This window comes from Bacteroides sp. 4_1_36 (assembly GCF_003466325.1).
GTDB lineage: Bacteria > Bacteroidota > Bacteroidia > Bacteroidales > Bacteroidaceae > Bacteroides > Bacteroides uniformis.
In genome coordinates, this window is the sequence record NZ_QSOX01000004.1 from 121,467 (window position 1) to 147,122 (window position 25,656).

At 45.6% G+C, this 25,656-nt stretch carries 19 protein-coding genes; 11 read left to right on the top strand and 8 right to left on the bottom strand.

From position 1 onward, the window contains the following. Positions 1 to 86 precede the first annotated feature (86 nt). The gene (locus DXD65_RS06115) at positions 87 to 2,666 is read left to right on the top strand and encodes an alpha-amylase family glycosyl hydrolase (protein WP_117887429.1); all 2,580 of its coding nucleotides are present in this window, start codon (positions 87 to 89) and stop codon (positions 2,664 to 2,666) included. Positions 2,667 to 2,678: 12 nt separating this feature from the next. Here DXD65_RS06115 and DXD65_RS06120 read toward each other — a convergent pair whose 3' ends face one another. After that, the gene (locus tag DXD65_RS06120; protein WP_117589350.1) at positions 2,679 to 3,662 is read right to left on the bottom strand and encodes a GNAT family N-acetyltransferase; all 984 of its coding nucleotides are present in this window, start codon (positions 3,660 to 3,662) and stop codon (positions 2,679 to 2,681) included. 102 nt (positions 3,663 to 3,764) lie between these two features. Here DXD65_RS06120 and DXD65_RS06125 point away from each other — a divergent pair, with 102 nt between their 5' ends. From DXD65_RS06125 to DXD65_RS06150, 6 genes are all read left to right on the top strand, one after another. Further along, positions 3,765 to 5,045 (top strand): DUF4026 domain-containing protein, encoded by a 1,281-nt coding sequence (locus DXD65_RS06125; RefSeq protein ID WP_158573896.1) that lies wholly within the window; start codon positions 3,765 to 3,767, stop codon positions 5,043 to 5,045. A gap of 93 nt (positions 5,046 to 5,138) precedes the next feature. Beyond that, the gene (locus tag DXD65_RS06130; protein ID WP_005826354.1) at positions 5,139 to 5,675 is read left to right on the top strand and encodes a nitroreductase family protein; all 537 of its coding nucleotides are present in this window, start codon (positions 5,139 to 5,141) and stop codon (positions 5,673 to 5,675) included. 2 nt (positions 5,676 to 5,677) lie between these two features. Next, on the top strand, positions 5,678 to 6,013 hold the full coding sequence (locus tag DXD65_RS06135) for a hypothetical protein (RefSeq protein ID WP_005826356.1): 336 nt from the start codon (positions 5,678 to 5,680) through the stop codon (positions 6,011 to 6,013). 4 nt (positions 6,014 to 6,017) lie between these two features. Further along, complete coding sequence (locus tag DXD65_RS06140; RefSeq protein ID WP_005826357.1) at positions 6,018 to 6,815, top strand: Rossmann-like and DUF2520 domain-containing protein; 798 nt, start codon at positions 6,018 to 6,020, stop codon at positions 6,813 to 6,815. Positions 6,816 to 6,894: 79 nt separating this feature from the next. After that, entirely contained in the window at positions 6,895 to 7,425 is a 531-nt protein-coding gene (locus DXD65_RS06145) for a KdsC family phosphatase (protein ID WP_005826358.1), read from the top strand. A 46-nt stretch (positions 7,426 to 7,471) separates the two neighbouring features. Then, positions 7,472 to 8,053 (top strand): Maf-like protein, encoded by a 582-nt coding sequence (locus DXD65_RS06150; RefSeq protein ID WP_008663872.1) that lies wholly within the window; start codon positions 7,472 to 7,474, stop codon positions 8,051 to 8,053. On the opposite strand, the gene DXD65_RS06155 is transcribed toward DXD65_RS06150, so the two are convergent. The 6 genes from DXD65_RS06155 to pheS form a co-directional block, all read right to left on the bottom strand. Next, positions 8,050 to 10,242, bottom strand: a complete 2,193-nt coding sequence (locus tag DXD65_RS06155) for a tetratricopeptide repeat protein (RefSeq protein WP_005826360.1) — start codon at positions 10,240 to 10,242, stop codon at positions 8,050 to 8,052. The genes DXD65_RS06150 and DXD65_RS06155 overlap by 4 nt on opposite strands. Before the next feature lie 81 nt (positions 10,243 to 10,323). After that, positions 10,324 to 11,349, bottom strand: coding sequence for a porin (locus DXD65_RS06160; protein WP_005826362.1), 1,026 nt, complete (start codon positions 11,347 to 11,349; stop codon positions 10,324 to 10,326). 74 nt (positions 11,350 to 11,423) lie between these two features. Continuing rightward, complete coding sequence (locus DXD65_RS06165) at positions 11,424 to 12,683, bottom strand: phosphoglycerate kinase (RefSeq protein WP_085929901.1); 1,260 nt, start codon at positions 12,681 to 12,683, stop codon at positions 11,424 to 11,426. An 88-nt stretch (positions 12,684 to 12,771) separates the two neighbouring features. Further along, the gene (gene nth / locus DXD65_RS06170) at positions 12,772 to 13,446 is read right to left on the bottom strand and encodes an endonuclease III (RefSeq protein WP_005826369.1); all 675 of its coding nucleotides are present in this window, start codon (positions 13,444 to 13,446) and stop codon (positions 12,772 to 12,774) included. Then, positions 13,443 to 14,639 (bottom strand): MFS transporter, encoded by a 1,197-nt coding sequence (locus tag DXD65_RS06175; RefSeq protein ID WP_005826370.1) that lies wholly within the window; start codon positions 14,637 to 14,639, stop codon positions 13,443 to 13,445. The genes nth and DXD65_RS06175 overlap by 4 nt, the downstream gene beginning before the upstream one ends. A 106-nt stretch (positions 14,640 to 14,745) precedes the next feature. Then, entirely contained in the window at positions 14,746 to 15,780 is a 1,035-nt protein-coding gene (gene pheS, locus DXD65_RS06180; protein WP_005826371.1) for a phenylalanine--tRNA ligase subunit alpha, read from the bottom strand. Between the two features lie 356 nt (positions 15,781 to 16,136). Between pheS and DXD65_RS06185 the strand changes: the two genes are divergently transcribed. The 4 genes from DXD65_RS06185 to DXD65_RS06200 all read left to right on the top strand — a co-directional run bounded on the left by DXD65_RS06185 (position 16,137) and on the right by DXD65_RS06200 (position 24,787). After that, positions 16,137 to 18,779 (top strand): zinc-dependent metalloprotease, encoded by a 2,643-nt coding sequence (locus tag DXD65_RS06185; protein WP_117713544.1) that lies wholly within the window; start codon positions 16,137 to 16,139, stop codon positions 18,777 to 18,779. A gap of 43 nt (positions 18,780 to 18,822) precedes the next feature. Beyond that, positions 18,823 to 22,116, top strand: a complete 3,294-nt coding sequence (locus DXD65_RS06190; protein ID WP_117680533.1) for a SusC/RagA family TonB-linked outer membrane protein — start codon at positions 18,823 to 18,825, stop codon at positions 22,114 to 22,116. A 19-nt stretch (positions 22,117 to 22,135) separates the two neighbouring features. Then, positions 22,136 to 23,473 carry a RagB/SusD family nutrient uptake outer membrane protein gene (locus DXD65_RS06195; protein WP_009036592.1) on the top strand — a complete coding sequence of 446 codons (1,338 nt, stop codon included), beginning with the start codon at positions 22,136 to 22,138 and terminating at the stop codon, positions 23,471 to 23,473. 117 nt (positions 23,474 to 23,590) lie between these two features. Next, positions 23,591 to 24,787 carry an MFS transporter gene (locus DXD65_RS06200; RefSeq protein WP_117680532.1) on the top strand — a complete coding sequence of 399 codons (1,197 nt, stop codon included), beginning with the start codon at positions 23,591 to 23,593 and terminating at the stop codon, positions 24,785 to 24,787. Here DXD65_RS06200 and DXD65_RS06205 read toward each other — a convergent pair. Then, the gene (locus tag DXD65_RS06205; protein ID WP_022401656.1) at positions 24,715 to 25,638 is read right to left on the bottom strand and encodes an urea transporter; all 924 of its coding nucleotides are present in this window, start codon (positions 25,636 to 25,638) and stop codon (positions 24,715 to 24,717) included. The two genes, DXD65_RS06200 and DXD65_RS06205, sit on opposite strands and share 73 nt — an antisense overlap. Positions 25,639 to 25,656: the final 18 nt, after the last annotated feature.

Genomic DNA, 25,656 nt, shown 5'->3' on the forward strand with positions numbered 1-25,656 from the left:
TTGTTCTCGTTTTCCTTTACGTTAATTGATTTGCCCTTTCTTTTCCGGTTATATTTGTGAAGTGATAACTTTAAATACTTCATATTATGAAAATTATCGTTCAACGTGAGAATCTTGTTTTATGGCATTTGATATGCTTCAGCGTGCTGCTGGCATTCACGGCATGTAGTGACAACAAAGAGGAGTTTCAGGAATATTTGACTCCTGCCTCCGGTAGTGAAGCTATTTTTGAACAAGGTTTTAGCTTTGCTGAAGCTGCTTCTTCACAAAGTGTCAGTTTTGAGGCCGGATATCAATGGACTGCTGAGCTGAGTGGTGAGGATATTGGCTGGTGCAGTATCAATCCGGCAAAAGGCTTGTCAGGAAAAGCTACGATTATGGTTTCTGTTGCTAAAAATGAAACTGGAATAGCGCGTACAGCACAATTGAATATTATATCCGGTTCAAAAAGGGAAGAAATATCCGTCACTCAAGCTGCCAATGCAATTGCAATTCCTGCTGGTCTGAGTTATACACCGGTGGTACCAGATGCTGATCAGTCTCTTGTCATTACGTTTAAAGCGGATACAAAGTCTGCCCTCTATGAGTATAAAGGAGATGTGTATGTACATATTGGTGTTGTCAGTGAAGGTCGTTGGCAATTCGTGCCTGCAGAGTGGGCAGAAAACAAAGATAAATGTAAGATGACTTTATCTGAGGCTAATATTTGGAGTATTACATTGAGTCCGAATATCCGGGAGTGGTTTGGGAGTGGAAAGACACCGGTGAACCAACTTGGAATAGTGATTCGTAGTGCGGATGGTAGTAAAAAAGGAATAGATACTGATTCCTTTATAGCGGTAACTGATACAAAATATGAAGGATTTGTACCCGGTGAGATTAAAACTGCCGCTGTACCGGCTGATATGGTCGAAGGTATCAACATAATGGATAATTCTACAGTGACACTGGTACTTTATGATAAAGATGTGAATGGAAATCATAAGGATTTTGCACATGTTGTGGGTGACTTTAACAATTGGACCTTAAGTAATGACGAAAAGTCGCAGATGTATCGTGATGATGCTTCCGGATGTTGGTGGATTACGTTGGCGGGGTTAGATGCTGGTAAAGAGTATGCTTTCCAATACTATGTGGGTACAAAGGAAGGTGAAGTAATTCATTTGGCAGATGCTTATACTGAAAAAATACTGGATCCTGATAATGATAAAGATATTTCAGCTTCTACCTATAATGAAAACCTGGTTTATCCTAAGGGAGGGGTAGGAATCGTTTCGACCTTCAAGATACAGAAAGATAGTTATAACTGGAAGTATAATGATTTTAAAATAGCAAATCCTAAGCAATTAGTGATATATGAATTGCACTTGCGCGACTTTACGGCTACGAGTGACATTAACGGTGCGATGGGAAAGCTTTCTTACTTGAAAGAAATGGGTGTCAACGCTATTGAGTTGATGCCGGTGCAGGAGTTTGACGGCAATGACAGTTGGGGGTATAATCCTTGTTTTTTCTTTGCGATGGATAAAGCTTATGGGACAAAAACAATGTATAAGCAGTTCATTGATGCTTGTCATGAGGCTGGTATGGCAGTTATTCTGGATGTGGTTTATAATCATGCTACAGGAAATAATCCGCTGGCTAAACTCTATTGGGATGGTGATAAGACTGCAAAGAATAATCCATACTTCAATGTGGAAGCACCTCATCCTTATAGCGTGTTCCATGATTTCAATCATGAAAGCCCATTGGTGCGTAAGTTTGTGAAGCGTAATCTGCAATTCTTGTTGAAGGAATATAAGGTGGATGGCTTTCGTTTTGATTTGACGAAAGGGTTCACACAAACCTCTTGCACTGAAAGTACAGCATCCAATTACGATGCGGGTCGCATTGCCGTCCTAAAGGATTATAATGCGGCCATCAAGGAAGTGAAAAAGGACTCTTATGTTATCTTGGAGCATTTCTGTGATTCAAAGGAAGAAAATGAACTGGCAGCTGATGGTATGCACTTATGGCGTAACTTGAATAATGCCTATTGTCAGTCGGCTATGGGGTATGCTGAAAATAGTTCTTTTAGTAGCCTTTATGAGAAAAACACTGCATGGGTAGGTTTTATGGAAAGCCATGATGAAGAACGCACAGCTTACAAACAGTCGCAATGGGGTGATGGTGTGCTGAAAACCGACCTTGATGCCCGTATGAATCAGTTGGCACTAAATACAACTTTCTTCCTTACCGTTCCTGGTCCTAAGATGGTTTGGCAGTTCGGAGAGATGGGATATGACATCTCTATTGAAGAAAATGGCCGTACCGGTAGGAAGCCTTTGCATTGGGAATATTTAGATAACGCCGATCGTAAAGGGCTGCACGATGTTTATGCAGGTTTGATGAAGCTGCGCAATGCTCATCCGGAGTTGTTTGATGCAAATGCAACTTTGACATGGAAGGTGGAAACTTCTGATTGGGACAACGGTCGTACATTATTGGTAAAAAGTATAACGGGTAAGCAACTGGTGGTGGTGGGTAACTTTACACATACCGCTACTGATATTGTTTTCCCTGCCACTCCTGGTAACTGGACCAATTACTTTACAGGAAAAAGTGAAACCGTAAATAAACAGGTTAATGTACCGGCTCATGGATATGTGGTCTACACTAATTTCTGATTTCGGTAAGAATCATTCATACATCTTTATCAGCACCCGATTCAGCCAGTTCCAACGGAAACGGAACCAGCGTCGGGTGCTGCTTTGTTTTCCTCCAAAGCGGAGAACGAACTCACGGTAGCCATGTTTACGGAAGGGAAGTCCCACGTCCATGAACTCTAAGTGGCGGTATCCGCGTTGTTTGGCATCATCCAGTGCTTTCCATACGGCAAGAATCCCCGGATATTGCAGGGCATAAGTCTTGCGCATGCCACCTGAGAACCATAGATAGGCGCTATCATCTGAATAAATGCATGCGCTGCCACCGATAATCTTCTCCTTATAAATGACGATGAAGATTTTGCTTTGCTGCCCTTTTGTCAACTGGTTTTCGAGATGCTGAAAGAACTTGATACTGGGGAAGTGGCGCCGTATCTTGGAAGAATATACGTGGCGCAACATCTGGGCGAAACAGAGAATCTCCTCTTTGGTACGTGCTTCCCGCACTTGGGCACCGTTTTTGAGGCCTTTCTTGATTTGCCGGATACGTGACGGGCTGAAACGCTCTTCCACCTTTTCGACGCTGTGCAACGAGTTGCGCACCCGCAGCCAATTGATGGCGATGTATTGGTTGTCTCGGAAAGATTTGTATCCGAACATGGCATTTTCCAGGTTGCGGAACTCGATGAGAAAAGAATCGCGCAATGCTTCATTGGTAAGCCTTTGCAGCATGTCACTGAAGATAATCTCTTTGTCTGCCTCGTTATTGAAATATTCTCCCGTACCGTACACCTCACATCTTTTGATGATGCCGGGTGGAAACATGCGGACACTTTTACGTATGGCGGCAAGCAGTTTCGCAACGGGCTTGTCATCTTCGGATGCCACAATGAGTATGGGGGTATACCCCGGAGTTTCCTCGTAGATTCGGAACAACTCTGTGGAATGGAAGGTGTTGGTGCCTGGCAGGTCAGGAACCTTGCTCCCACGGTAATATGTAGTGAGTTTGAGGGGCATTGCTTGCAAACTTAACAAAAAAACTGAAATTTCGGTTGGCATGGGTAGGCTTTTTTATTAAATTTGTCACTATAGCTGAAGTCTTACATAAAAAGAATGGATATGATTTTTAAGAAAAAGAAAACGGTTCTCGAAGAACAGCCGCTGTGCTACTGGGAAGAGTCCTCTTATATGATGGCAGTGCCTAAGGGGGGTGGAATGGATTTGTCGGTACGGCTTTTTGAGCGCGTGGCTGCTATCTCTGGAGTGGAATTGTTGAAAAAACGTTTGCCTGATGAAGACGAACCGGGATATATGGAAGTAGGATATGATGGCGAAGTGTATGAAATAGGTTTCTATGAAGGTGATTTTTCAATGCCTGATATGTTTAATCGTCGGGATTATTATTTCACTGACGAAGAACTATATGCTATTGGCAGAGCCGATAGGGCACTTACGGTGTTCATGAAGTTCGGCGTTGACGGGCAGAAGTCCTACCATCTGCAACTGAAGATTGCTGTAGCTATGGTGCCCGACCTGCTTGCCATTGTGGACGAAAGTGCCGAGAAACTGGTTTGTGCTCGGTGGGCCACTCTGGCTGCCGACTCGGCGGTAGTTCCCGGAACGAGTGTTTTGTTCACGGTACATGCTGTGACCGATGAAGGAGGCGAGGTGTGGTTGCATACGCACGGATTGAACCGTTGCGGTTTGTATGAACTTGAGATTCTGAAATCAGACAAGGAGAATTACAACAACCATTATTACTTGATTTCCGCCCTTGCTAGTCATCTGCTCGATAAAGACGATAGGACTTCCGAACCTGGTGTTGGCGTATATATCGGGATGTTGAATGACCGTTTGCCGATAGTGGCCACCTACGTTTCGTGGACAAAGGCGCTGGATGAGTACCGAAGCCTCGTTCTTGGCAGTGCGGACGACCGTGAGGAGGGACACAACGGCCGTACGGCACCCGTGTTCATCTATACGAGTGAGGACGACGAGAAGAAAGGCAGACTGCGGAAGGTGTCCGAATACGATAGCATGTGGGGTGAGAATCCGCTATTCTTTATTAGTACCCGTGAAACCAATCGCATGAGTGCGTTGGCTCGCGAGCGTTTCGGTCTTGTGAAATACATGGCAAAGAAGGACGAAGACTCTATCTTGCTTAAAATTGGCTTGAAGACAGACAGTGCCGAGCAGGCTGACGACCGCGAACATATTTGGTTTAAGCTGTTGGAGTTTGATGGAGAGCGTTTCAAGGGACAGCTTATACAAGAACCTTACGACGTCAGCCACATGCACGAGGGTGATGAAGGGTGGTTTACGGTAGAGGATGTGACCGACTGGATAATCTATTTAGAGGAATTTTCGGTTGCTCCGGATACCGCCTATCTGCTTGTCTGATACAAAAGGAAGCGGGGAGAAGATTGTAAGGGCTTTTATTCGCCATTCCCGGATATTTTATCTAAATTTGCCTTCGCTAAACACGAATATGTTATGGAAAGTTTCAGTGAATTGATAAAAGCACGCCGCAGCATGCGGAAGTTTACAGAAGAAGAATTGACACAAGAACAAGTCGTCACTTTGATGAAAGCTGCTTTGATGGCACCCACGTCGAAGCGTAGCAATGCATGGCAGTTCATAGTGGTGGACGAGAAGGATAAATTGAAGGAATTGTCCTATTGCAAGGAGCAGGCATCGCAGTTTATTGCCGATGCGGCACTGGCAGTAGTGGTTGTTGCCGACCCGCTGGCAAGCGATGTGTGGATAGAAGATGCCTCCATTGCTTCCATCTACCTGCAACTTCAGGCCGAAGATATGGGGCTGGGAAGCTGCTGGGTGCAGGTGCGCGAACGTTTTACGGCTTCCGGTATGCCTTCCGGCGAGTATGTGCACGAGGTGTTGGATATTCCTTTGCAGTTGCAGGTGCTTAGTGTTATTGCTATCGGCCATAAGGGGATGGAGCGCAAGCCTTTCAACGAAGACAATCTGCAGTGGGAAAAGATACATATCAATAAGTACGGAGGAAAGTAACAGTGAGTGCAGCAAAAGCAAACAATAACCGTGATACATATAAGGCCACTGCCATCACACTGATTGTATTCGGCATTCTTTACTTGGTGGACAAATTGGTGCATTTTTCTGCAATCGGCTTGCCGTGGGTGATGAATAAGGATAATTTTCTATTGTATACCGCAGTGATTTTTCTGCTGTTCAAGCATGACAAGTCAGTGGGATTGGTATTGATAGGTTTGTGGCTGATATTGAACTTCGGGTTGATAACTGCCTTACTCGGTACGATGTCCGCTTATCTGCTGCCGTTGGCGTTGCTGGCATTAGGGGCTATTCTGTATTGGTTGGCAACAAGATAAGCGTATGGCAGGAAGAAGTATAGAAGATATGTCCATTGCCTTTATCGGTGCCGGAAATCTAGCTACTAATCTGGCAAAAGCTCTTTATCGGAAAGGGTTTCGTATTGTGCAGGTCTACAGCCGTACAAAAGAATCGGCGCAGGGATTGGCACAGACGGTGGAAGCTGCATATACCACGGAGCTGCAGGCGGTTACGAAGGAGGCGCAGCTTTATATCGTTTCGCTGAAGGACGCGGCTTTTGTAGAATTATTACCCCAGATTGTTTCTGGAAAGGAGAATGCTTTATGGGTGCATACAGCCGGCAGTATTCCTATGAATATTTGGCAGGGGCATGTTGCGCGTTATGGAGTGCTTTATCCGATGCAGACTTTCAGTAAGCAGCGTGAAGTGGATTTTGGACAGATACCGTGTTTTGTGGAAAGCAACTCGGAAGAGGATGTGCAGCTTCTGAAGGACATTGCTTCCGCCCTATCGGAAAAAGTGTATGAAGCAAGTTCTGAGCAGCGCAAAAGTTTGCATCTGGCGGCTGTGTTTACGTGCAATTTTACCAATCACATGTATGTGTTGGCTGCTGAACTGCTGAAAAAGTACGGGTTGCCGTTCGAGGCAATGCTCCCCTTGATAGACGAGACGGCCCGCAAGGTGCATGAGCTGGAACCGCTTGCCGCACAGACAGGACCGGCTGTGCGCTATGATGAGAATGTCATTGACGAGCATCTGCGGATGCTTGCCGATGAGCCGCAAATGCTGGAACTATATCGGGAGATTAGCGAGAATATACATCGGTTGGCAATAAGATAACCGGATGCCGATGCTTGCCTCTTTTGAACTAATGTTTTGCTGCATATAGGTATATTATAATGAACAAGAAAAAAGTGCAATGAGTACCATAAACTATGATTTGAAAAAGATAAAAGCCCTTGTTTTTGATGTGGACGGTGTGCTGAGTGCCAATGTTATCCCTATGAGTTCGGAGGGTGAACCTCTGCGTACGGTCAACATAAAGGATGGTTATTCCCTGCATCTGGCCGCTAAGCAAGGTGTGTTGCTGGGTATAATTACGGGTGGACGTACAGAAGCAGTCCGCAAGCGTTTTACTTCTTTAGGTTTTGAGGATGGAAATATCTATATGGGTTCTTCTGTTAAAATCCATGATTACCATGACTTCCGTGACCGTCATGGCTTGAAGGACGAGGAAATATTGTATGTAGGTGATGATATTCCCGACTTGGAGGTGATGCGTGAGTGTGGTTTGCCGTGTTGTCCTAAGGATGCTGTGCCTGAGGTAAAGGCTGTGGCTCGCTATATTTCGTATGCAGAAGGCGGTTATGGCTGTGGTCGCGACATTGTGGAACAGGTATTGAAAGTGCAAGGGCTTTGGATGGCAGATGAAAAAGCTTTTGGTTGGTAGTTGTTTCAATCGTTAAATTGTAAATCGTCAAATCGTAAATGATATGATGTTAGATAATCTGAAGAAATATAAGGTGATTCTTGCCTCTAACTCTCCGCGAAGGAAAGAATTGCTGGCTGGTTTGGGAGTGGAATATGAAGTAAGAACTTTGCCCGATGTGGACGAGTCTTATCCCGAAACGTTGCGGGGAGCGGATATTCCTCTCTACATATCCAGGGAAAAGGCAGATGCCTACCGTGATATGATGCATCCGGACGAATTGATGATTACAGCAGATACCATTGTCTGGCTGGATGGACAAGTTCTCGGAAAACCCAAGAATAGGGAAGAAGCTATGCAGATGTTGCGCGACATGTCCGGACGTACCCATGAAGTGTTTACCGGTGTATGCATCACTACCACTGAGTGGCAACGCAGTTTTGCGGCGGCAACAGAAGTGCGTTTTGCCAAACTGAACGAAGAGGAAATTGCCTATTATGTGGACAAATACCACCCCATGGATAAAGCCGGAGCTTATGGTGTACAAGAGTGGATTGGATTCATCGGGGTGGAAAACATATCCGGGAGTTACTATAATATAATGGGGCTCCCCGTACAGAGGCTGTACAGGGAGTTGTTGGAGGTCTAAACCAGATCCATCATTAGAGGGATATCTTTTTCACTGATTCCTTGTCTGACAAGTGTTTCTTTGTCTTTACCGAACATTTCTCTAAAAATCTCCTGCCCGCCATATTCCAAAGCTGCTTTACTGTAAAGTTCTGCAGCTTTTTCTATTTTGCCCGTTCTCCAAGCAACATGTCCGGCATTGAGATAGTCTGCTGCGAGTGGTTTGGAGGCGAGTATCTTTTCGTAATACTTCATTGCTTGCTCATACTTGCCGTTGACAAACGAACACCAGCCTATAGCACGCCATGCTTTGATACAATTGCTTTCGATGAAATCAAGCTTGAAGAAATATTGCAGAGCCTCTTCATATCTTTCCAGTTCGGCAAGGCAGCTTCCGGCGTAGAAAAGGATATTATGGTTTTCCGGCTGGATTGCCTCCACTTTCTTGTAGTATTCCAGTGCAGAGGCAAAGTCCCTTATCTGCCTGTAGCACGTAGCGAGATGGCGGATTGTCCAGACATGGTCGGGCTTTAGTACATCGGCTTTCAGGTAGGCGTCTATCGCTTCCTTATACCTCTTTTCCTTTTGCAGGCAATAGCCAGCCTTTTGGAAAATGTCTGCATTTGCATGGTTCAAGGCTATCAATTCCTTATAAAGCTCCAATGCTTCTGCCGGGTGTTCTTTGCGGAAGTGGAAATCGGCGATGGTAATCAGCAGCTCGGGTTTGCACAGAATATCTTTGAGTGCCGGGATACGGTGCAGGGCAATCTCTTCCTTGAAGATGTCACGGAACTCGTGTCTGCGCTGGCTTAACTTGAAGAAACGGTATAAGTCGTGGACATACTGGTTGCTGATGACATCCGGTCGTTCGGCATACTGCCGTAAAGCGGAAGATTTGCTTTCGTCCATGAGTGCATCCAAATCCTGGGAAGTCATCTGGCTGAGCATCATCGTACGCTGTGACTGTGGTATATGTGCCATTGTAAAGCAAAGGGAATACTTGTCACTATTGCAGAAGAAACCGGATTGGAGGATAAGGGAGAGGATGGCATTGTCTCCGGTAGGCTTGAATCCGAATTCCTTGATGATGCTGGAGTGATGCATGTCGAACGGATAGAACCAGTTGTACGGTTCCTTAAAGAACGGATAAGTCTTGAGTTGTGCAAACGTACTCATATAGACGTCAGCGCCTTCCAGCTGTAATTCGTTCATCTCCCGTATCTTGTCTCCCAGTCCGGAACTTTCAAAAGCTTTCTCCCAATCCGGATTAAGATCGTTTTCCTCAGGGTTCTCTTCAAAACCGAACTTCATGTTGCGCATGATGTTCACATTCCTCATCATCTCCGGAATGATTTCTTCACGCATCTTCTTGTCTATCTTTTCCGTTTCCTGGCTACGGAGCAGCTCGATGTAAATACGGTTCAGTTGCTTGCCGAAACTGCCGTCTTCGTTGAGCAGGGAAAGGCGGGCTGTCAATTCGGGATAAAGCGACAGACGGGTGGGATGAAAAAGAAGTGCGAAAGCGATACCTACCAAAGCCCGTTGGTTTACTTGCGTATTTGCATGCGTTACGGCGTCTAGCAACCATGAGAATTTGCGGGTATCGAAGCATTCCATCAGACTGAGCATGACGGCACTGGTGAACAGGCACAAATCATTGACGGGAAGCATTTCTGATTCCAGTAATCCTTTGGCTTGCTGTTCGTCTTCTGCAGACCAGTCACTGTTACTCCATGTGGAAAGGAAAAGAACCTGGGCGGTTTGTTCGTGCCGTTGCAGTACGGCGTCCATGCCTTGGTTATCCGGCATCAGCTGACAAACGGCCAGGTCATCAGGGAAAGATTCCAATACCTTCTGCAGTGCGGCAATATTGTATTCTTTGGGGAGGCGTTCCCGGTTATTGCGCAGGGAATGGTAATAGTGCGTGGAAACTCCGTCAAGGAGAGACAGACGTGCCTGGTCAGCGACTTCCCAAGTTTCGGTCAGAATCTGGCGATATAGTTTCTGTCGTTCAGGATCGTCGATTCCCTGGCGCATGTATTGCAGCATGTACTGATAGGATGTCTGAGCTTGTTCCAAGCGGTTGCGGAGTGTCCAGTCACCGCTGTTCCAAAGAAAGGCTTCCAGTTGGGATTGTGCTTCCTTCAGCCGTTGCTGCTTGAGTAGAGTAACGATATGCTGATATTGTTCTTGTATGGCTTGTTCGTTCATAAATCAGTCTCTTTTTGGGTATGTATCTTATAAAACTACAAAAAGGATGCCAAAAAGTTCATAAATTTCCATTTCCCCAGCTCAGAAACGAACTTGCAACTGTGCTTGAAGCAGGTTTGAGTTTTCTCCTTTATGGCGGTTACAGTATGTATACTGGGCTTGCAGACGGCATTTGGGATAGAACCAATACTGTACACCTGCTACATAATTGGTCTGTTTATCGGAAATAGTTTTATTTTTGTTGAAATAGTCATAAGAGGCTATTACGTCAAATTTGGGAAGCACATGGGCAGATACGGTTGCATAGTAACCGTCACTTTTAACGTGTCCGTCTTTTCCGGCCAAGTATTCTGTACGTACATCTACGGATTTTGTTTTGATGGTGGCACCTGCCGACCAGCGGTTTCGGGTGTAATTCTCTCCTATGGCTATGTCTGGATTAATGGAAGAAACGGCTACGGCGCATCCTTTCCCTTTAACAAAGGAACCGCCGACGGACAACCATTTCAATGGATGTACCATAAGGCTGCCTACAATATCTTTCTGATTGTTTTTATCTTTTAGGTTGATGCCTTGTCCGTTCATGATGGCAAGGTTATAAGTCATCAAAGAGTCGAACAAGTCTCCATAAATTAACAATCCCATATCACGACCGCTTGCAGAGCCATACAACGGATCACTGCCATTGATACCGGCCAGGTAATTGACGGCTTGAGAATAACAGTTTATTAATTCGACAAAGCAGGGAGACATCGGGTTCTCAATGGTATACATGGTTTTGAACTGTCCGATACGTGCTGTGAGTTGAGGGAGAAAGCGGTATTCCGTGTAGGCTTCCAGAATTTTTCCGGTATTGGCAAAGCTGTACATGAAGTAAGCCGACCATTTATCGGTGATTTTACCGCGCGCCATAAAGATAACTCTCTTTATATCGAAAGTATTGCTGGTACCTTCGCCCGCATCATCGTATGTATATCCCACTTGGGCATAGCCGGAGAGTGAAATGCGGTCTTTTAAAGTGTTGACTACATCATTCAGACAAGCATCTTGTGCTTTCAGGATGCATGTGGCTGATAAAAGGATGCAGGATAGTAGAATTCGTCTCATTATAGGGATGGATAGTAGTAAAAAAGGCAACCCTTTTTTCAAAGAGCTGCCTTTGGGTGTTATTTTGCTTGTTTTTATTCGTTGATAGCAGCGATACCCGGAAGGATTTTTCCTTCGATTGCTTCAAGCAATGCACCGCCACCGGTAGATACGTAAGACACGCCGCTTGCCAAGCCGAACTTGTTGACACAAGCTACAGAGTCACCGCCACCTACGAGTGAGAAAGCACCGTTCTTGGTAGCTTCTACGATAGCTTCGCCTACAGCGCGTGAACCGTGAGTGAAGTTCTCGAATTCGAATACACCCGTCGGACCGTTCCAAAGGATAGTCTTGGAGTTCTTGATGACATCTGCAAAGATCTTTTCAGTCTCAGGACCGATATCAAGACCTTCCCAGCCATCAGGAATTTCGTCAACCGGGCAGAACTTGGTGTTGGCATCGTTGGAGAAAGAATCGGCAATCTTGGCATCAACAGCCAAAACAAGGTTTACGCCTTTTTCTTTTGCTTTCTTCACCAGGTCAAGAGCCAAATCCAGTTTGTCATCTTCGCAGATAGAAATACCGATTTTGCCGCCCATGGCTTTGGTGAAAGTATAAGTCATACCGCCGGCAATAATCAGGTTGTCTACCTTGTTCAGCAGGTTTTCAATGATTTCAATCTTGGAAGAAACTTTGGAACCACCCATGATGGCAGTAAACGGACGTTGGATATCGTTCAAAACTTTATCAACAGCCTTTACTTCTTTTTCCATCAGGTAACCGAACATTTTGTTGTCCTTGTCGAAATATTTAGCGATCAATGCAGTAGAAGCGTGTGCACGGTGAGCGGTACCGAAAGCGTCGTTTACATAGCAATCTGCATAAGAAGCCAATTTCTTGGTGAATTCTTTCTGGCTTTCCTTAACAGCAGCTTTGGCAGCCTTCTTTTCTTCGTCTGTAGCATCTTCAGCCAAACCGCGGGGTTTGCCTTCCTCTTCAGCGTAGAAACGGAGGTTCTCGAGCAACAACACTTCACCCGGTTGCAGAGCAGCAGCCTTTACGGCAGCTTCTTCGCCCATACAGTCGTTAGCAAATTGCACCTCAACACCCAACAACTCTTCGAGATGCTTCAGAATGTGCTTCAAGGAGAACTTGTCAGCCGGGCCTTTCGGACGACCGAGGTGAGAACCGATAATTACACTACCGCCATCGGCCAAAATCTTCTTCAATGTAGGAAGAGCGGCACGCATACGGGTATCATCTGTAATGTTGAAGTTTTCGTCCAAGGGTACGTTGAAGTCCACACGAACGAATGCCTTTTTTCCGGCAAAGTTAAATTGATCAATTGTCATAATACTCTATTTTATTTAAAAGTGTTACTAATTTCTTTTTAGTGAGCGCAAAGTTAGCATTTATTTCTTTTTTTTGCTATGAAACCGTTGTTTATTCTTTGTCTTTGCCGCTCTCTTTGCTAACTTTATATTTCTGGCAGTAATATTTGCACATTAATTGCAAACCGCAGGTATCACATTGTGGAGTACGTGCCTGGCATACATAGCGACCGTGCAGGATAAGCCAGTGGTGAGCTATGGGGATGTCTGTTTCCGGTATATGTTTTACCAATTCTTTTTCGACACTGAACGGAGTTGTACATTTATCTGATACGAGACCCAGGCGATGGCTGACGCGGAACACGTGTGTGTCTACTGCCATAGCCGCTTTATTGAAAACAACGGATTGGATGACATTGGCTGTTTTGCGGCCTACGCCGGGCAGTTTTACCAGTTCTTCAAGGGTATCGGGTACCTCACTGTTGAATTCTTTCACCAACATCTGTGCCATGCCTACAAGATGTTTAGCTTTGTTGTTGGGATAGGAGACGCTGCGGATATACTCGTATACCACGTCGGGAGTAGTAGCGGCGAGTGCTTCGGGAGTAGGGAAGTCCCGGTAAAGGGCGGGGGTAATCATATTGACGCGTTTGTCCGTACATTGTGCAGAGAGAATAACTGCTATCAACAGCTCGAACGGATTGTCATAATGCAACTCTGTTTCGGCTACGGGAACGTTCTCCCTAAACCAAGCAAGGATTTTTTCATAACGCTCTTTCTTTCTCATCTTAATTTGTTTTTATGATAGTGAGGAGATACTTTCAGATTGAAATAGAAGATGGAGATAACCGTGAGGCAGGCTCCGAAAAAATATGCCATATCGAATGAGGTAATCTGTGCGATATAACCTCCTGCTGTCAGACCTATACCAATGCCTACATCCCATGAAGTCAGGTAGGTAGAGGTGGCTGTTCCGCGCTGGTTGTTGGGGGCCAGGTTTACGAACAGCGTATTGAAGGCGGGGAACATCGTCCCGAAGCCTACTCCCAATAGGAGGGCAACCATAAAAAACAATATGTTTGTCAGTTCCGGGACGGTCTTCATCAGTAGTCCGCAAGCGGACAATATGAAGAAACAGCTACATACCAGATATAGTCCTAAAGTTATGACTTGGGTGATACGTCCTTTATCCACTTGTTTGCCGGAGAACATACGGGACACTGCCATGCCGACGGCCATAAAAGTAAAAAACAATCCGGAATTCAAGGTAATTCCTATTTCTTTGGCATACATGGCTACATAAGTGCTTGTCATGCCATATGGTATGGAGAGCAATAGCAGTGCGATTCCTGCCGGGATACCTTTCAGCAGCACAAAGCGGTCCAATGAGATAGGTTCTCGTTTGACTGGTTGTTTGGGTGGGGTCTTGACGAGGCATGCGGCAACAAAACCGATAGTTCCTGATATGAGCGAGCAGGCAAAAATCGTTTCAAAGGAATATATGTCATGCATGAAAAGACCAATCATCGGGCCGAAGCTCATGGCTGTATTGTTCATCAGTCCATAATATCCTACGGCTTCGCCGCGACGGGACGAAGGGGTAATGTCAATCACAATTGTATTTCCCGCTACGGTCACCATTCCAAATGCAAGGCCGTGGACAACCCGCAACATGATGAATAAAGATAGGACTCCCGCTAACATGTAACCTGCGAAAATGGTGATAAAGATGAAGTATGCCACCAGATAAAGAGGCTTGCGGGCTAGCGTGTCGAGCAGGTATCCCGAAAACGGGCGTATGCAGAGCGAGGCAATGGTGTAGCATGACAAGATGACACCTACTGCTGCATTTCCGGTATGGAATACCTCAGTCAGGTAGAATGGAAGAACCGGTAGTATCAGATAAAAGGCAAAATACAAAAGGAAATTGGCAGCCAGGATAAGGCAATAGCCGGAAGTTACAAGTTTGTCTTTTGCCATAGCGAAAAATAGTGGTTAGCGATGAGTGGTTAGCGATGAGTGATTAATGATATGCTGAAAATGCGCAACTTATTAATCACTAATCACTAGCCGTTATTCACTATATTTAGTAAGCGCTCTCGAATTCTTTCAGGAAGCGTGTGTCATTTTCAGAGAACATACGAAGGTCTTTCACCTGGTATTTCAAGTTGGTGATGCGTTCTATACCCATACCCAGGGCATACCCGCTATACACTTTACTGTCTATTCCGTTCAGCTCCAATACATTCGGATCTACCATACCGCATCCCAGAATTTCTACCCAACCCGTATGTTTGCAGAAAGGACAACCCTTGCCGCCGCAGATGTTACAGCTGATGTCCATTTCGGCACTCGGCTCGGTGAAGGGGAAGTAGGAAGGACGCAGACGAATCTTGGTGTCACTGCCGAACATCTCTTGAGCAAAGAGCAATAAGGCCTGCTTCAAGTCAGTGAAAGACACATTGCGGTCTACGTATAAGGCTTCTACCTGATGGAAGAATGCGTGTGCACGGTAGCTGATGGCTTCATTACGGTATACACGTCCCGGACAAAGCACGCGGATAGGAGGCTGTGTAGTCTCCATAACACGGCTTTGCACGCTGGATGTGTGTGTGCGAAGAATGATGCTGTGCGATACGTTTTCTGTATCATTTTCGATGAAGAATGTATCCTGCATGTCGCGTGCCGGATGGTCTTCGGCAAAATTCATGGAGGAGAATACGTGCCAGTCGTCTTCCATTTCCGGTCCATCGGCGATATTGAATCCCATACGGGCAAATATATCGATGATTTCGTTTCTCACGATGGAGAGCGGATGGCGGGTTCCTAATTCTATCGGGTAGGCTGAACGGGTCAAGTCAATATCGTCACAGCCGGTATCTTGGCTTTCGAACTGTTCTTTCAAAGCGGCAATCTTTTCTTGTGCTTTGTTTTTCAGTTCGTTCAAGCGCATACCCACCTCTTTTTTCTGTTCGGCGGCTACATTGCGGAAATCTGCCATCAAGTCATTGATGGCTCCTTTTTTACTGAGGTACTTGATGCGGAGTGCCTCTAATTCCTCGGCGTTAGCGGCTTTCAGCGCCTCTACTTCCTGCAGAAGCTGATTGATTTTAGCTATCATATCGTTGTTATCTTATTTATTTTCTAAGTTAAAAACGGTGCAAAGATACAATATTATCATTGTTTTGCCTCCACTTGGGGAAGATAATTTGGTATCAGTGGTACAAAATTTTATGTGAAGAAGAAATGATAGAGGATGGGAGAAAAAATGATATATATGTAAAAGTCTTCATATTGTTTATGGAAAAAACATAAATGAGCGTTGTTTAGTGACTTTTAAAATATACTTTTCGTATCTTTGCGCCCCGTTTACTGTTCTATGGAGGTAGAACAAACTGGCGGTTGGTATTTATTAACATACGTCAAAGAGAGAGAGTTAACGGAGTAATTGTTGCATTAAAGTTAGAGTTTGAATTGATGAAATTGAAGACAATCCTGCCAGTCGTGGCAGTTGCGGGAGTACTCATGTGTGAGCCTGCCGTATTGTTGCATGCCGGTACATCTGATTTTGCTTCTCCCGAAGCTATGGGATGGTTCCGTAAGAAAAAGAAGAGTGAAACCAAGGACAGCGTTCAATCCAAGAGCGACTACGAAAAATTGACTGGTTCCGATGCTATTGCCCGCAAGGGAATGTTCAATGTTTACCAGAAGAAGAGCGATTATTACTTTGAAGTGCCGGCAAGGCTGTTGGGACGTGATATGCTGGTAGTAAATAAATTACAACGTGTGCCTTCCGAACTGAATGAGGCGGGTGTGAACCGTGGTACGAATTACGAAAATCAGATGGTGCGTTTTGAATTGGACAAGGCTGCCAACAAGCTGTTGGTACGTCAGAGCCGTCCTCTTCCGTTGGCACCGGACGAGGATGCCATACGGCAGTCCGTACTGGATAATTATATTTCTCCGCTGATAGCCGGCTTCAAGATAGAGGCATTCAATAATGACTCTACCATGATAGTGGTCAAGGTCAACGATATTTATGATGGTACGGAGACGAGTATCAATAATGTCTTTACGAATATCAACCTGGGAACTTCGGCCATCAAGAATCTCTCCCGCATTTTATCTATCAAAGCTTTTGAGAACAATGTGGTAGCTACTTCCGAGCTGACAACTAAGGTGACTGAGGGAACAACGACTGTGTTTGTTACGGTCGAAGTCAGTTCCTCTCTGTTGCTGTTGCCGGAGAAACCGATGATGGGACGTCTGGATAGTCCGCGTGTAGGTTATTTTACTAATCCGTTATTAAATTACAGTGACGGTCAGCAGCGTGTAGACAAGAAACCGTTCATCACCCGCTGGCGTCTGGAACCGAAACCGGAAGACCGGGAGCGTTACCTTCGCGGTGAATTGGTGGAACCGGCCAAACCGATTGTGTTCTACATCGAGAACTCCACTCCCCGTCGTTGGCGGAAATATATCAAGCAGGGAATCGAGGATTGGCAGGCTGCTTTTGAACGTGCCGGATTCAAGAATGCTATCATAGCCAAGGAACTGACGGACAGCATGAATGTGGATAAGGATGACGTGAACTACTCCGTGCTGACCTACGCCGCCTCCACCAAAGCCAATGCCATGGGCCCCTCTATCCTCGACCCCCGTTCGGGCGAGATATTGGAAGCGGACATCATGTGGTGGCATAATGTGCTGGGCATGCTCCAGGAATGGATTACAGTGCAAACCGGTGTCGTACGTCCCGAAGCAAGAGGAGTAAGGCTGCCGGATGAACTGATGGGTGATGCCATGCGTTTTGTGGCATGCCACGAGGTGGGGCACTCGTTGGGCTTGCGCCACAATATGATTGCTTCCTGGACTTTTCCGACAGATTCCCTGCGTTCCAAAACATTTACGGATCGTATGAATACCACTTCCTCCTCTATCATGGACTATGCACGTTTCAACTATGTGGCACAGCCGGGTGACGGTGTTACGGAGCTTTCTCCTCATATCGGTCCGTATGATATGTTTGCCATAGAATACGGCTATCGTTGGTATGGTAAAGAAACCCCAGAGGCAGAGAAGGACTTGCTTGCCGACTTCCTGAGCCGTCATACAGACCGTTTATATAAATATAGTGAGGCGCAGGATGTACGTGATGCCGTAGACCCGCGTGCGCAGAATGAAGATTTGGGCGATGATGCTGTCCGCTCATCTCTGCTGGGTATTGAGAACTTGAAGCGTATTGTTCCTCAAATCATCCAATGGACTACTACTGGCGAGAAAGGACAGACTTATGAAGAAGCTTCCCGCCTATACTATGCGGTTATCAACCAATGGAACAATTACCTCTATCATGTATTGGCAAACATCGGTGGTATCTATATAGAAAACACCGTTGTGGGCGACGGACAGAAAACCTATACTTTCGTAGAAAAAGAAAAGCAGCAAGCCGCCCTGAAGTTTCTGCTGGACGAAGTGCTGACCTATCCCAAATGGCTGTTCGACACGGAAGTGGGAGAGTACACTTACTTGCTGCGCAACACTCCACTGGGCGTAGTGGAGAATGCACCGACACAAGTGTTGAAGAATGCCCAATCCTATATCCTTTGGGATTTGCTGGGCAACAACCGCCTGATGCGTATGTTGGAGAACGAATCGGTGAACGGCAAAAAGGCTTTCACGGTGGTAGAGCTGATGGATGGCCTGCATCGCAACATCTTTGCCACTACGGAACGCGGTGCCTTGCCGGACGTCATGACACGCGCCTTGCAGAAGAACTTCGTAGATGCACTGATTACAGCAGCTGCCGAAAGCGAAGGAGTGAAAATAAACAAAAAACTGATGGACAACCACTTCTTGCTGGACCATCAGACTGCCCTTTGCAGCTGTGACGAGCATGCCGGTAAGACTTTGGATGCCGACCGTATGGGTGCACACCGCGAACTGAACTTCTACGGTTCGCAGATAAACCGCGTATCTGATGTCATCTCCGTGAAGCGTGGTGAGTTGCTTCGCATCAAAGAATTGCTCCAAAATCGTCTGGGTGCATCGGATATAGCCACTAAATATCATTATAAGGATTTGATTTTGCGTATCAATACTGCATTAGGAGTAAAGTGATTTTTCTTTTCAATAGAGTATTAATTAATTTTATATGTAACGCATGAAAAAACGTGTATTAATCGTTTTGCTATGCTTTGTAGGAGCTTTGTCATCTGCTTTTGCTGCAGAGAAAAAAGTCCAGGGCGTAGTAATATCTTCAGAGGATAACCTACCGCTTATCGGTGCTTCCGTTTATGTGACTGCGGAAGACTTGAAAAAGGCGGGGAGTGCTCAGACTACAATGGGGGTCATCACTGATGTGGATGGTCAGTTCTCTATCGCTATACCTACGGGGATAACCCGTTTCTTTTGTAGCTACGTGGGATATGACGTATTGGAAGTGAAGCTTGTTCCGGGAAAGGAACATTATGAAATAACACTTCATGCATCTTCCCAAATGCTCGATGCCGTTGTTGTGACGGGTTACCAGACAGTGGAGCGCCGCAAGCTGACGGCAGCGGTATCCAAACTGGATATATCGGACGAGACCATCGGTGCAGTAAAAAGTATCGACCAGGCACTTGCCGGACAAATTGCCGGACTTTCTGTCAGCCCGACTTCCGGTGCTCCGGGTGCTCCGGCAAAGATACGCATTCGCGGTACCGCTTCATTGAATGGTACGCAAGACCCTTTGTGGGTGCTGGACGGCATTCCTTTGGAGGGAACGGATGTTCCCGAACCGGATGAGCTGAATGACATAACCAACATGAAGCAATCTTCCATTGCAGGCTTGAATCCGGCTGATATTGAGAATATCACCATTCTGAAGGATGCGGCAGCCACTGCCATCTATGGTGCGAGGGCAGCCAATGGCGTCATTGTGATTACAACAAAGAAGGGTAAGGTCGGTAAACCGGTTATCAATTTCTCGTCCCGGTTTACCTATACTCCTACATTGAGCCTTGACCGGTTGAACTTGCTGAACTCAGCGGAGAAAGTCGGATTGGAAATGGATATGATCCGTAATAACTATTCTCCGGACAATCATAAAGGAGGCGTATATAATATTCTTTCCAATTACAATGAGTTGTCTGCTTTTCAGAATGGAGGATGGGATGCCTTGAGCAGTGATACACAAGCTGCCATCAACCGTTTGAAGAGTGTTAATACAAACTGGGGAGATATCCTTTTCCGCGATGCTTTCAGCCAGGAATATAACTTGAGCCTTTCCGGCGGTACGGAAAGGGTTACGTATTATACCTCTTTCGGCTATTATAAAGAGGATGGAAATGTGGACGGTGTGGGTATGGACCGTTTCAACTTGGTAGGAAAGACTTCCTATAAGGTGAACAGTATACTGAAAGTGGGTGCCTCCATGTTTGCCAACCGTCGCAAAAATACCAATTACTTGACAGATGCATACGGTATGTCGAATCCCGTGTTCTATTCACGCAAGGCTAATCCGTATTTTGAACTTTATGACAAGAATGGCAACTATAATTACGACTACGATATTCAGAACAACACTGATAAGGATTTAGGATTCAACATCTTTGAAGAACGGCAGAACACGTCTAATGAAAGCGTGGTGAATTCTTTTTCATCTATATTTGATGCGGAGCTACGGTTCAATGACAAGTGGAAGCTGACTTCCCAGTTTGGCTATCAGTTGGAAAAGACTTCCAGAGAAGAAATAGCGGACTGGGAAAGCTATGCCATGCGCTATTACTATAAGTTGAGCGAATACTCCCAGGGCGGAGAAACCAAACACTTCCTGCCCGAAGGAGGTATGCAGAAGTCTTATGAAAACTCCAATTCACAGATTACTTGGAAGGCGATGGGAGAATATCGCGACAGTTTCAATGATATTCATGAACTGGAAGTGATGGCGGGTACCGAGCTGCGCAAGACCTGGTATGAAACCTTGTTTTCGGCAGGGTATGGCTTCGACCGCAAGACGTTGACGACCAAACCGGTGATTTTCCCCAACGAAAGTTACGCCACGTCTTTCCCGCTCCATCAGACGACGTATAAGGAGAATGCTTATGTATCTTTCTACTCTACGGCCTCTTACTCTTTATTGAATCGCTACACGGTGGGAGGAAGTATCCGTTTTGACGGTTCCGATCTTTTCGGTGTGGATAAGAAGTACCGCTATCTTCCTCTTTATTCTGTCAGTGCCTTGTGGCGTCTGTCGCAAGAACCGTTTATGCAGCAGGCCAAGTGGGTGGATAACCTGGTGTTCCGTGCATCTTACGGTCTGCAGGGAAATATTGACAAGAATACTTCTCCGTTCCTGCTGGGTACATATCGGTCGGAGAGTATTTTGCCCGGAGTATCGGAAGATGTAATTATCATTAATTCCGCTCCCAACAAGAAGTTGCGTTGGGAAAAGACGCAGTCTGTCAATGCCGGCTTTGATTTTTCTGTATTGAACCAGGCTATCAATCTGAGCGTGGACTATTATTACCGTAAGGGTACCGATTTGATAGCTTTGCGCATGCTTCCTCTGGAGACGGGCTTTACTTCGATGAACGTCAACTGGGCAAGTATGGAGAACAAAGGTGTGGAAATCAGCTTGTCTACCCGTAACATAACGACAAAGAACTTCTCCTGGTACACAAATTTCAATTTTGCCTATAACGGTAATAAGGTATTGCAGGAAAACATACCGGAGCAGCAGACCACTCCGGGACGTGAAGGCTATCCCGTAGGGGCAATTTTCGCACTGAAGACTGCGGGAGTGAATAAGGAAACCGGTAATATGATGTTCTATAATCCGGAGGGAGAGAAAGTGACCTTGAAGGAGCTTTACCGCCTGAAGGACGAGTGGGGGATAGGTATTGCCTCTTCCGATGTAACTGCAGCCGAAGAGAGAACCTTTTATTCGTATATCGGGAGTAGCGATGCTCCTTATACGGGAGGTTTGATTAATACCTTCAGCTATAAAAACTGGGAGCTGAATGTCAATTTCTCTTTGACGTTTGGCGGGTACGTACGTACGCAACCCTCTTATGACATCATCAATCCGGATTATGGCAAGAACTATAATGCGGATGTGCTGAACCGCTGGACTCCGGAAAACCCGAATGCGGAGCTTCCGGCATTTATGCTGAGTGCTTCCAACCCGGAAGAGTACTCCTGGTATGATTCTAAAACCATCTGGAGAGATTTGGATATCTGGGTGAAGAAGCTGAACTACGTACGTTTGCAGAATCTGCGTCTGGGTTACCGTATCCCTGAGCTCCTGACAAAGCGTTTGGGAATGAACTCGGCAACGGTATCTATTGAAGGACGCAATCTCTTCGTGTTTGGTTCGGGATATAATAACTACATGGATCCGGAGTCGATGTACAATCCTTATGCAACTCCCGTACCCAAGTCGGTTACATTCAGTTTGAACTTGAATTTCTAACTTCAAAAGCAGAAAGAAAATGAAGAAAACAATAAGTCTGATGATAATGGCCTGCATGCTTCTGCTTGCGGCATGCGACAACTATCTGGATATACAGCCTACCGGTAGTGTCATTCCCAATTCTTTGGCTGAGTATAGAGCGTTGCTTGCCCGTTCTTATAAGGACGTGAGTAAATTCAGTGACCGGGGAATGGCTTGTTTCCGTTCCGACGAGATGCAGGTTCGGGATAATGAATATGACCAAAATTATTATATGGATATAGAGCGCTGGAACGACCTTGCTCCCAATGCCTATACCTCATCGTTTGAATGGGCCAAGTATTACAATGTGCTTTTTATTGCCAATCACGTTATTGAGAGCAGAAGTGATATTAAGGAAGGCACTGAGGAAGAGATAAATCAGCTTGTAGGAGAAGCGTATATGCTCCGTGCTTATGTACATTTCTTATTGGTAAATCTTTATGGACAGCCCTATACTAAGGAGGGAGCTTTGGATACCAAATCGGTACCGCTGAAATTGGATACGGATTTAGAGAAAGTCCTGAAACGCAATACGGTGGAAGAAGTTTATACTTCCATCCAAGCAGATATTGACGAGGCACGCAAACTGGTCACGAAGGCAGAATGGGAACAGAGATATTCATATCGTTTCAATGCGGCTTCGGTAGAGGCGTTTCAATCACGCGTATCCCTTTATAAGGGCGAGTGGCAGGCGGCTTGGGATGCTGCTGAGGCAGTGCTTGCCGTGAAGTCTGTATTGGTAGATTTGAATGATGCCTCTGCAACTCTTCCTAACAGTTATAATTCCGTGGAAAATATTACTCCACTGGAGACGCCTCTGAGCAGTACAATCAATGGGGCTGCTCTGGCTACTCCGGTTTTTCTCTCCCTTTATGTTGAGAACGACCTTCGGCTGGACAAATATTTTGCTGAAACGGATGAAAAAGGTTTCCGGAAGAATAAGAAGGCGGGAAGCAATAACTACTTGTGTACTTTCCGTGTGGGTGAAATATATCTGACGGCTGCTGAGGCTGCTGCCCGACTTGGAGAACTGTCTCAGGCACGTACCCGCCTGCTGGAACTGATGCGGAAACGTTATGCACCGGAGGCCTACGAAGCGAAATCCGTTGTTGTCAATGCCATGGATAAGGAAGCGTTGGTACAGGAAATATTAGATGAACGTGCCCGTGAACTTGCTTTTGAAGGACATCGCTGGTTTGACCTTCGTCGTTCCACCCGTCCGCGTTTGGAGAAAGTGCTTGATGGTACGCGTTATGTACTCGAAGAGAATGATGCCCGCTATACATTGGCCATTCCGAAAGAAGCCATAGAAGCCAATCCGGGATTGCTGAACTGATAAAGATAAAACTCCCCGATTCTGTATTGACGAGAATCGGGGAGTTTTGTCTTTATGTGGATTGGATATGTATTTTTTACGTACCTTTGCACCGTTTTTTGTAATAGACAGTATAAGATGATACAGAATCAGAGACCTCCTATCCGTAGAATTGCTTTTCCTATTCTTATAGCATTGAGTATTTCGCATTGTTTGAACGATATGCTGCAATCGGTTATTTCGGCAGTATACCCTTTGTTCAAGGAGGATTTATCCTTGAGTTTTGCCCAGATTGGTCTGATTACGTTAGTGTATCAGATGTCGGCGTCCGTGTTTCAGCCTCTAATGGGATTGTTCTTTGATAAGCGCCCCATTGCCTGGTCATTGCCGATAGGTATGGGCTTTACTTTGGTCGGTATCATGAATCTGGCTTTTGCTACTAATCTGTATTGGTTGCTGGCTTCGGTATTCATTGTGGGTATCGGTTCGTCTGTACTCCATCCGGAGGCGTCACGTATTACTTTTCTGGCTTCCGGCGGAAAACGCGGACTGGCGCAGTCTCTATTTCAGGTGGGCGGGAATTTGGGTGGCTCGCTTGGACCGTTACTGGTGGCTTTGCTGGTAGCTCCTTACGGGAGGCATCACATTGCCTTGTTCACGGTTTTTGCCTTGATTGCCATCGTGGTGATGATTCCTATATGTCGTTGGTTCCGTTCCTACTTGAATCATATCAAGAAACGCCCGATGCTTGTGGCAGGAAAGATAGAGCGTCCCCTTTCTTCAAGAATGACGGTGTTTGCCATAAGTATTCTGCTGATACTTATCTTCTCCAAATATATCTATATGGCAAGTTTGACGAGCTACTATACATTCTATCTGATCCATAAATTTGGTGTTACTGTTCAGGCTTCACAGCTTTTCTTGTTTGTCTTCCTGGTAGCCACTGCCATCGGAACATTGGTGGGAGGTCCCGTAGGTGATAGGATAGGACGTAAGTATGTTATCTGGGCTTCCATTCTTGGAACGGCTCCATTCAGTATGATGATGCCTCACGTAGGGCTTGCATGGACAGTAGTGCTGAGCTTCTGTGTCGGTCTGATGCTTTCTTCCGCTTTTCCTGCCATATTGCTGTACGCCCAGGAATTGCTACCCAATAAGCTGGGTTTGATTTCCGGGTTGTTTTTTGGTTTCGCTTTTGGAATTGCCGGTATCGCTTCGGCTGTATTGGGAGGTATGGCAGATAAGTATGGTATAGAGGCTGTTTATAATGTATGTGCCTTTATGCCTTTACTGGGGTTGGTGGCTTGCTTTCTGCCTAATTTGAAAAAGAGATAGAGATTTTTTATTCCCATTGTCAGCCATACGGAGAGAACGAAAGGTGCGGTCAATGTAATAATTCCCCAATTCATTCCCACAATTTGCAATACAACAGAGAGTAAAACGGAACATGCAGCCCATATACAGCTCATCCAGCTTTTACCTCCTAAAGCAAGGGCACACAATACGCCATTATATCCCATCAGACCCATATTCAAAGCTTCGGAATCCACTCCCAATAATGTGGCTAGGAGGAGGGGGAGAAGTGCTCCCAATATGGTATATACTGCTGCATTCCGGGAATTCACGAGAATGCCTGCAAGGAAAAATAGTCCGGTCATCATGTTTCCTTGAAACATCACCTGGCCTATGCCCATACTGAAACATTGTAAGTAATTTATGGAGGAAGAAGCGGGTGTTTCTGTATCAGAGACGAGTAGCATGTCAGGCATCAGCCAACTGCACAATCCCAGCAGCATCCATACAGAAAGGATAAAAGGGGTAGTGAATCCGGGCAACACGCGTTGCATGTTGAAAAACCGTGCAATGTAGGTAGATGCACACGAGGCAATAGCCATCAGCATCAAGGAACTTACAGTCAGAAGCATAAAGACCCCTACGGCTATTCCTACCAGTGTACCGTTAAAACCATATAATCCATTTTTTATATCATCACAGTCATATCCTGAGATACGGGCTGTCAACGTACTTATTATGTTGCCACTTACAGCCAATAGGCCCATTTGCCATGAATTCAAAAAGATTCCAATCAACATCAATAATCCGGACAATGCATTGTTTTGGAACATGACTTGCCCTATGCCACGTCCTAAAATAAGTAATGACTTGCGTGTAAAAGCTTCTTTCATGAGTTGTCGAATGAAAAT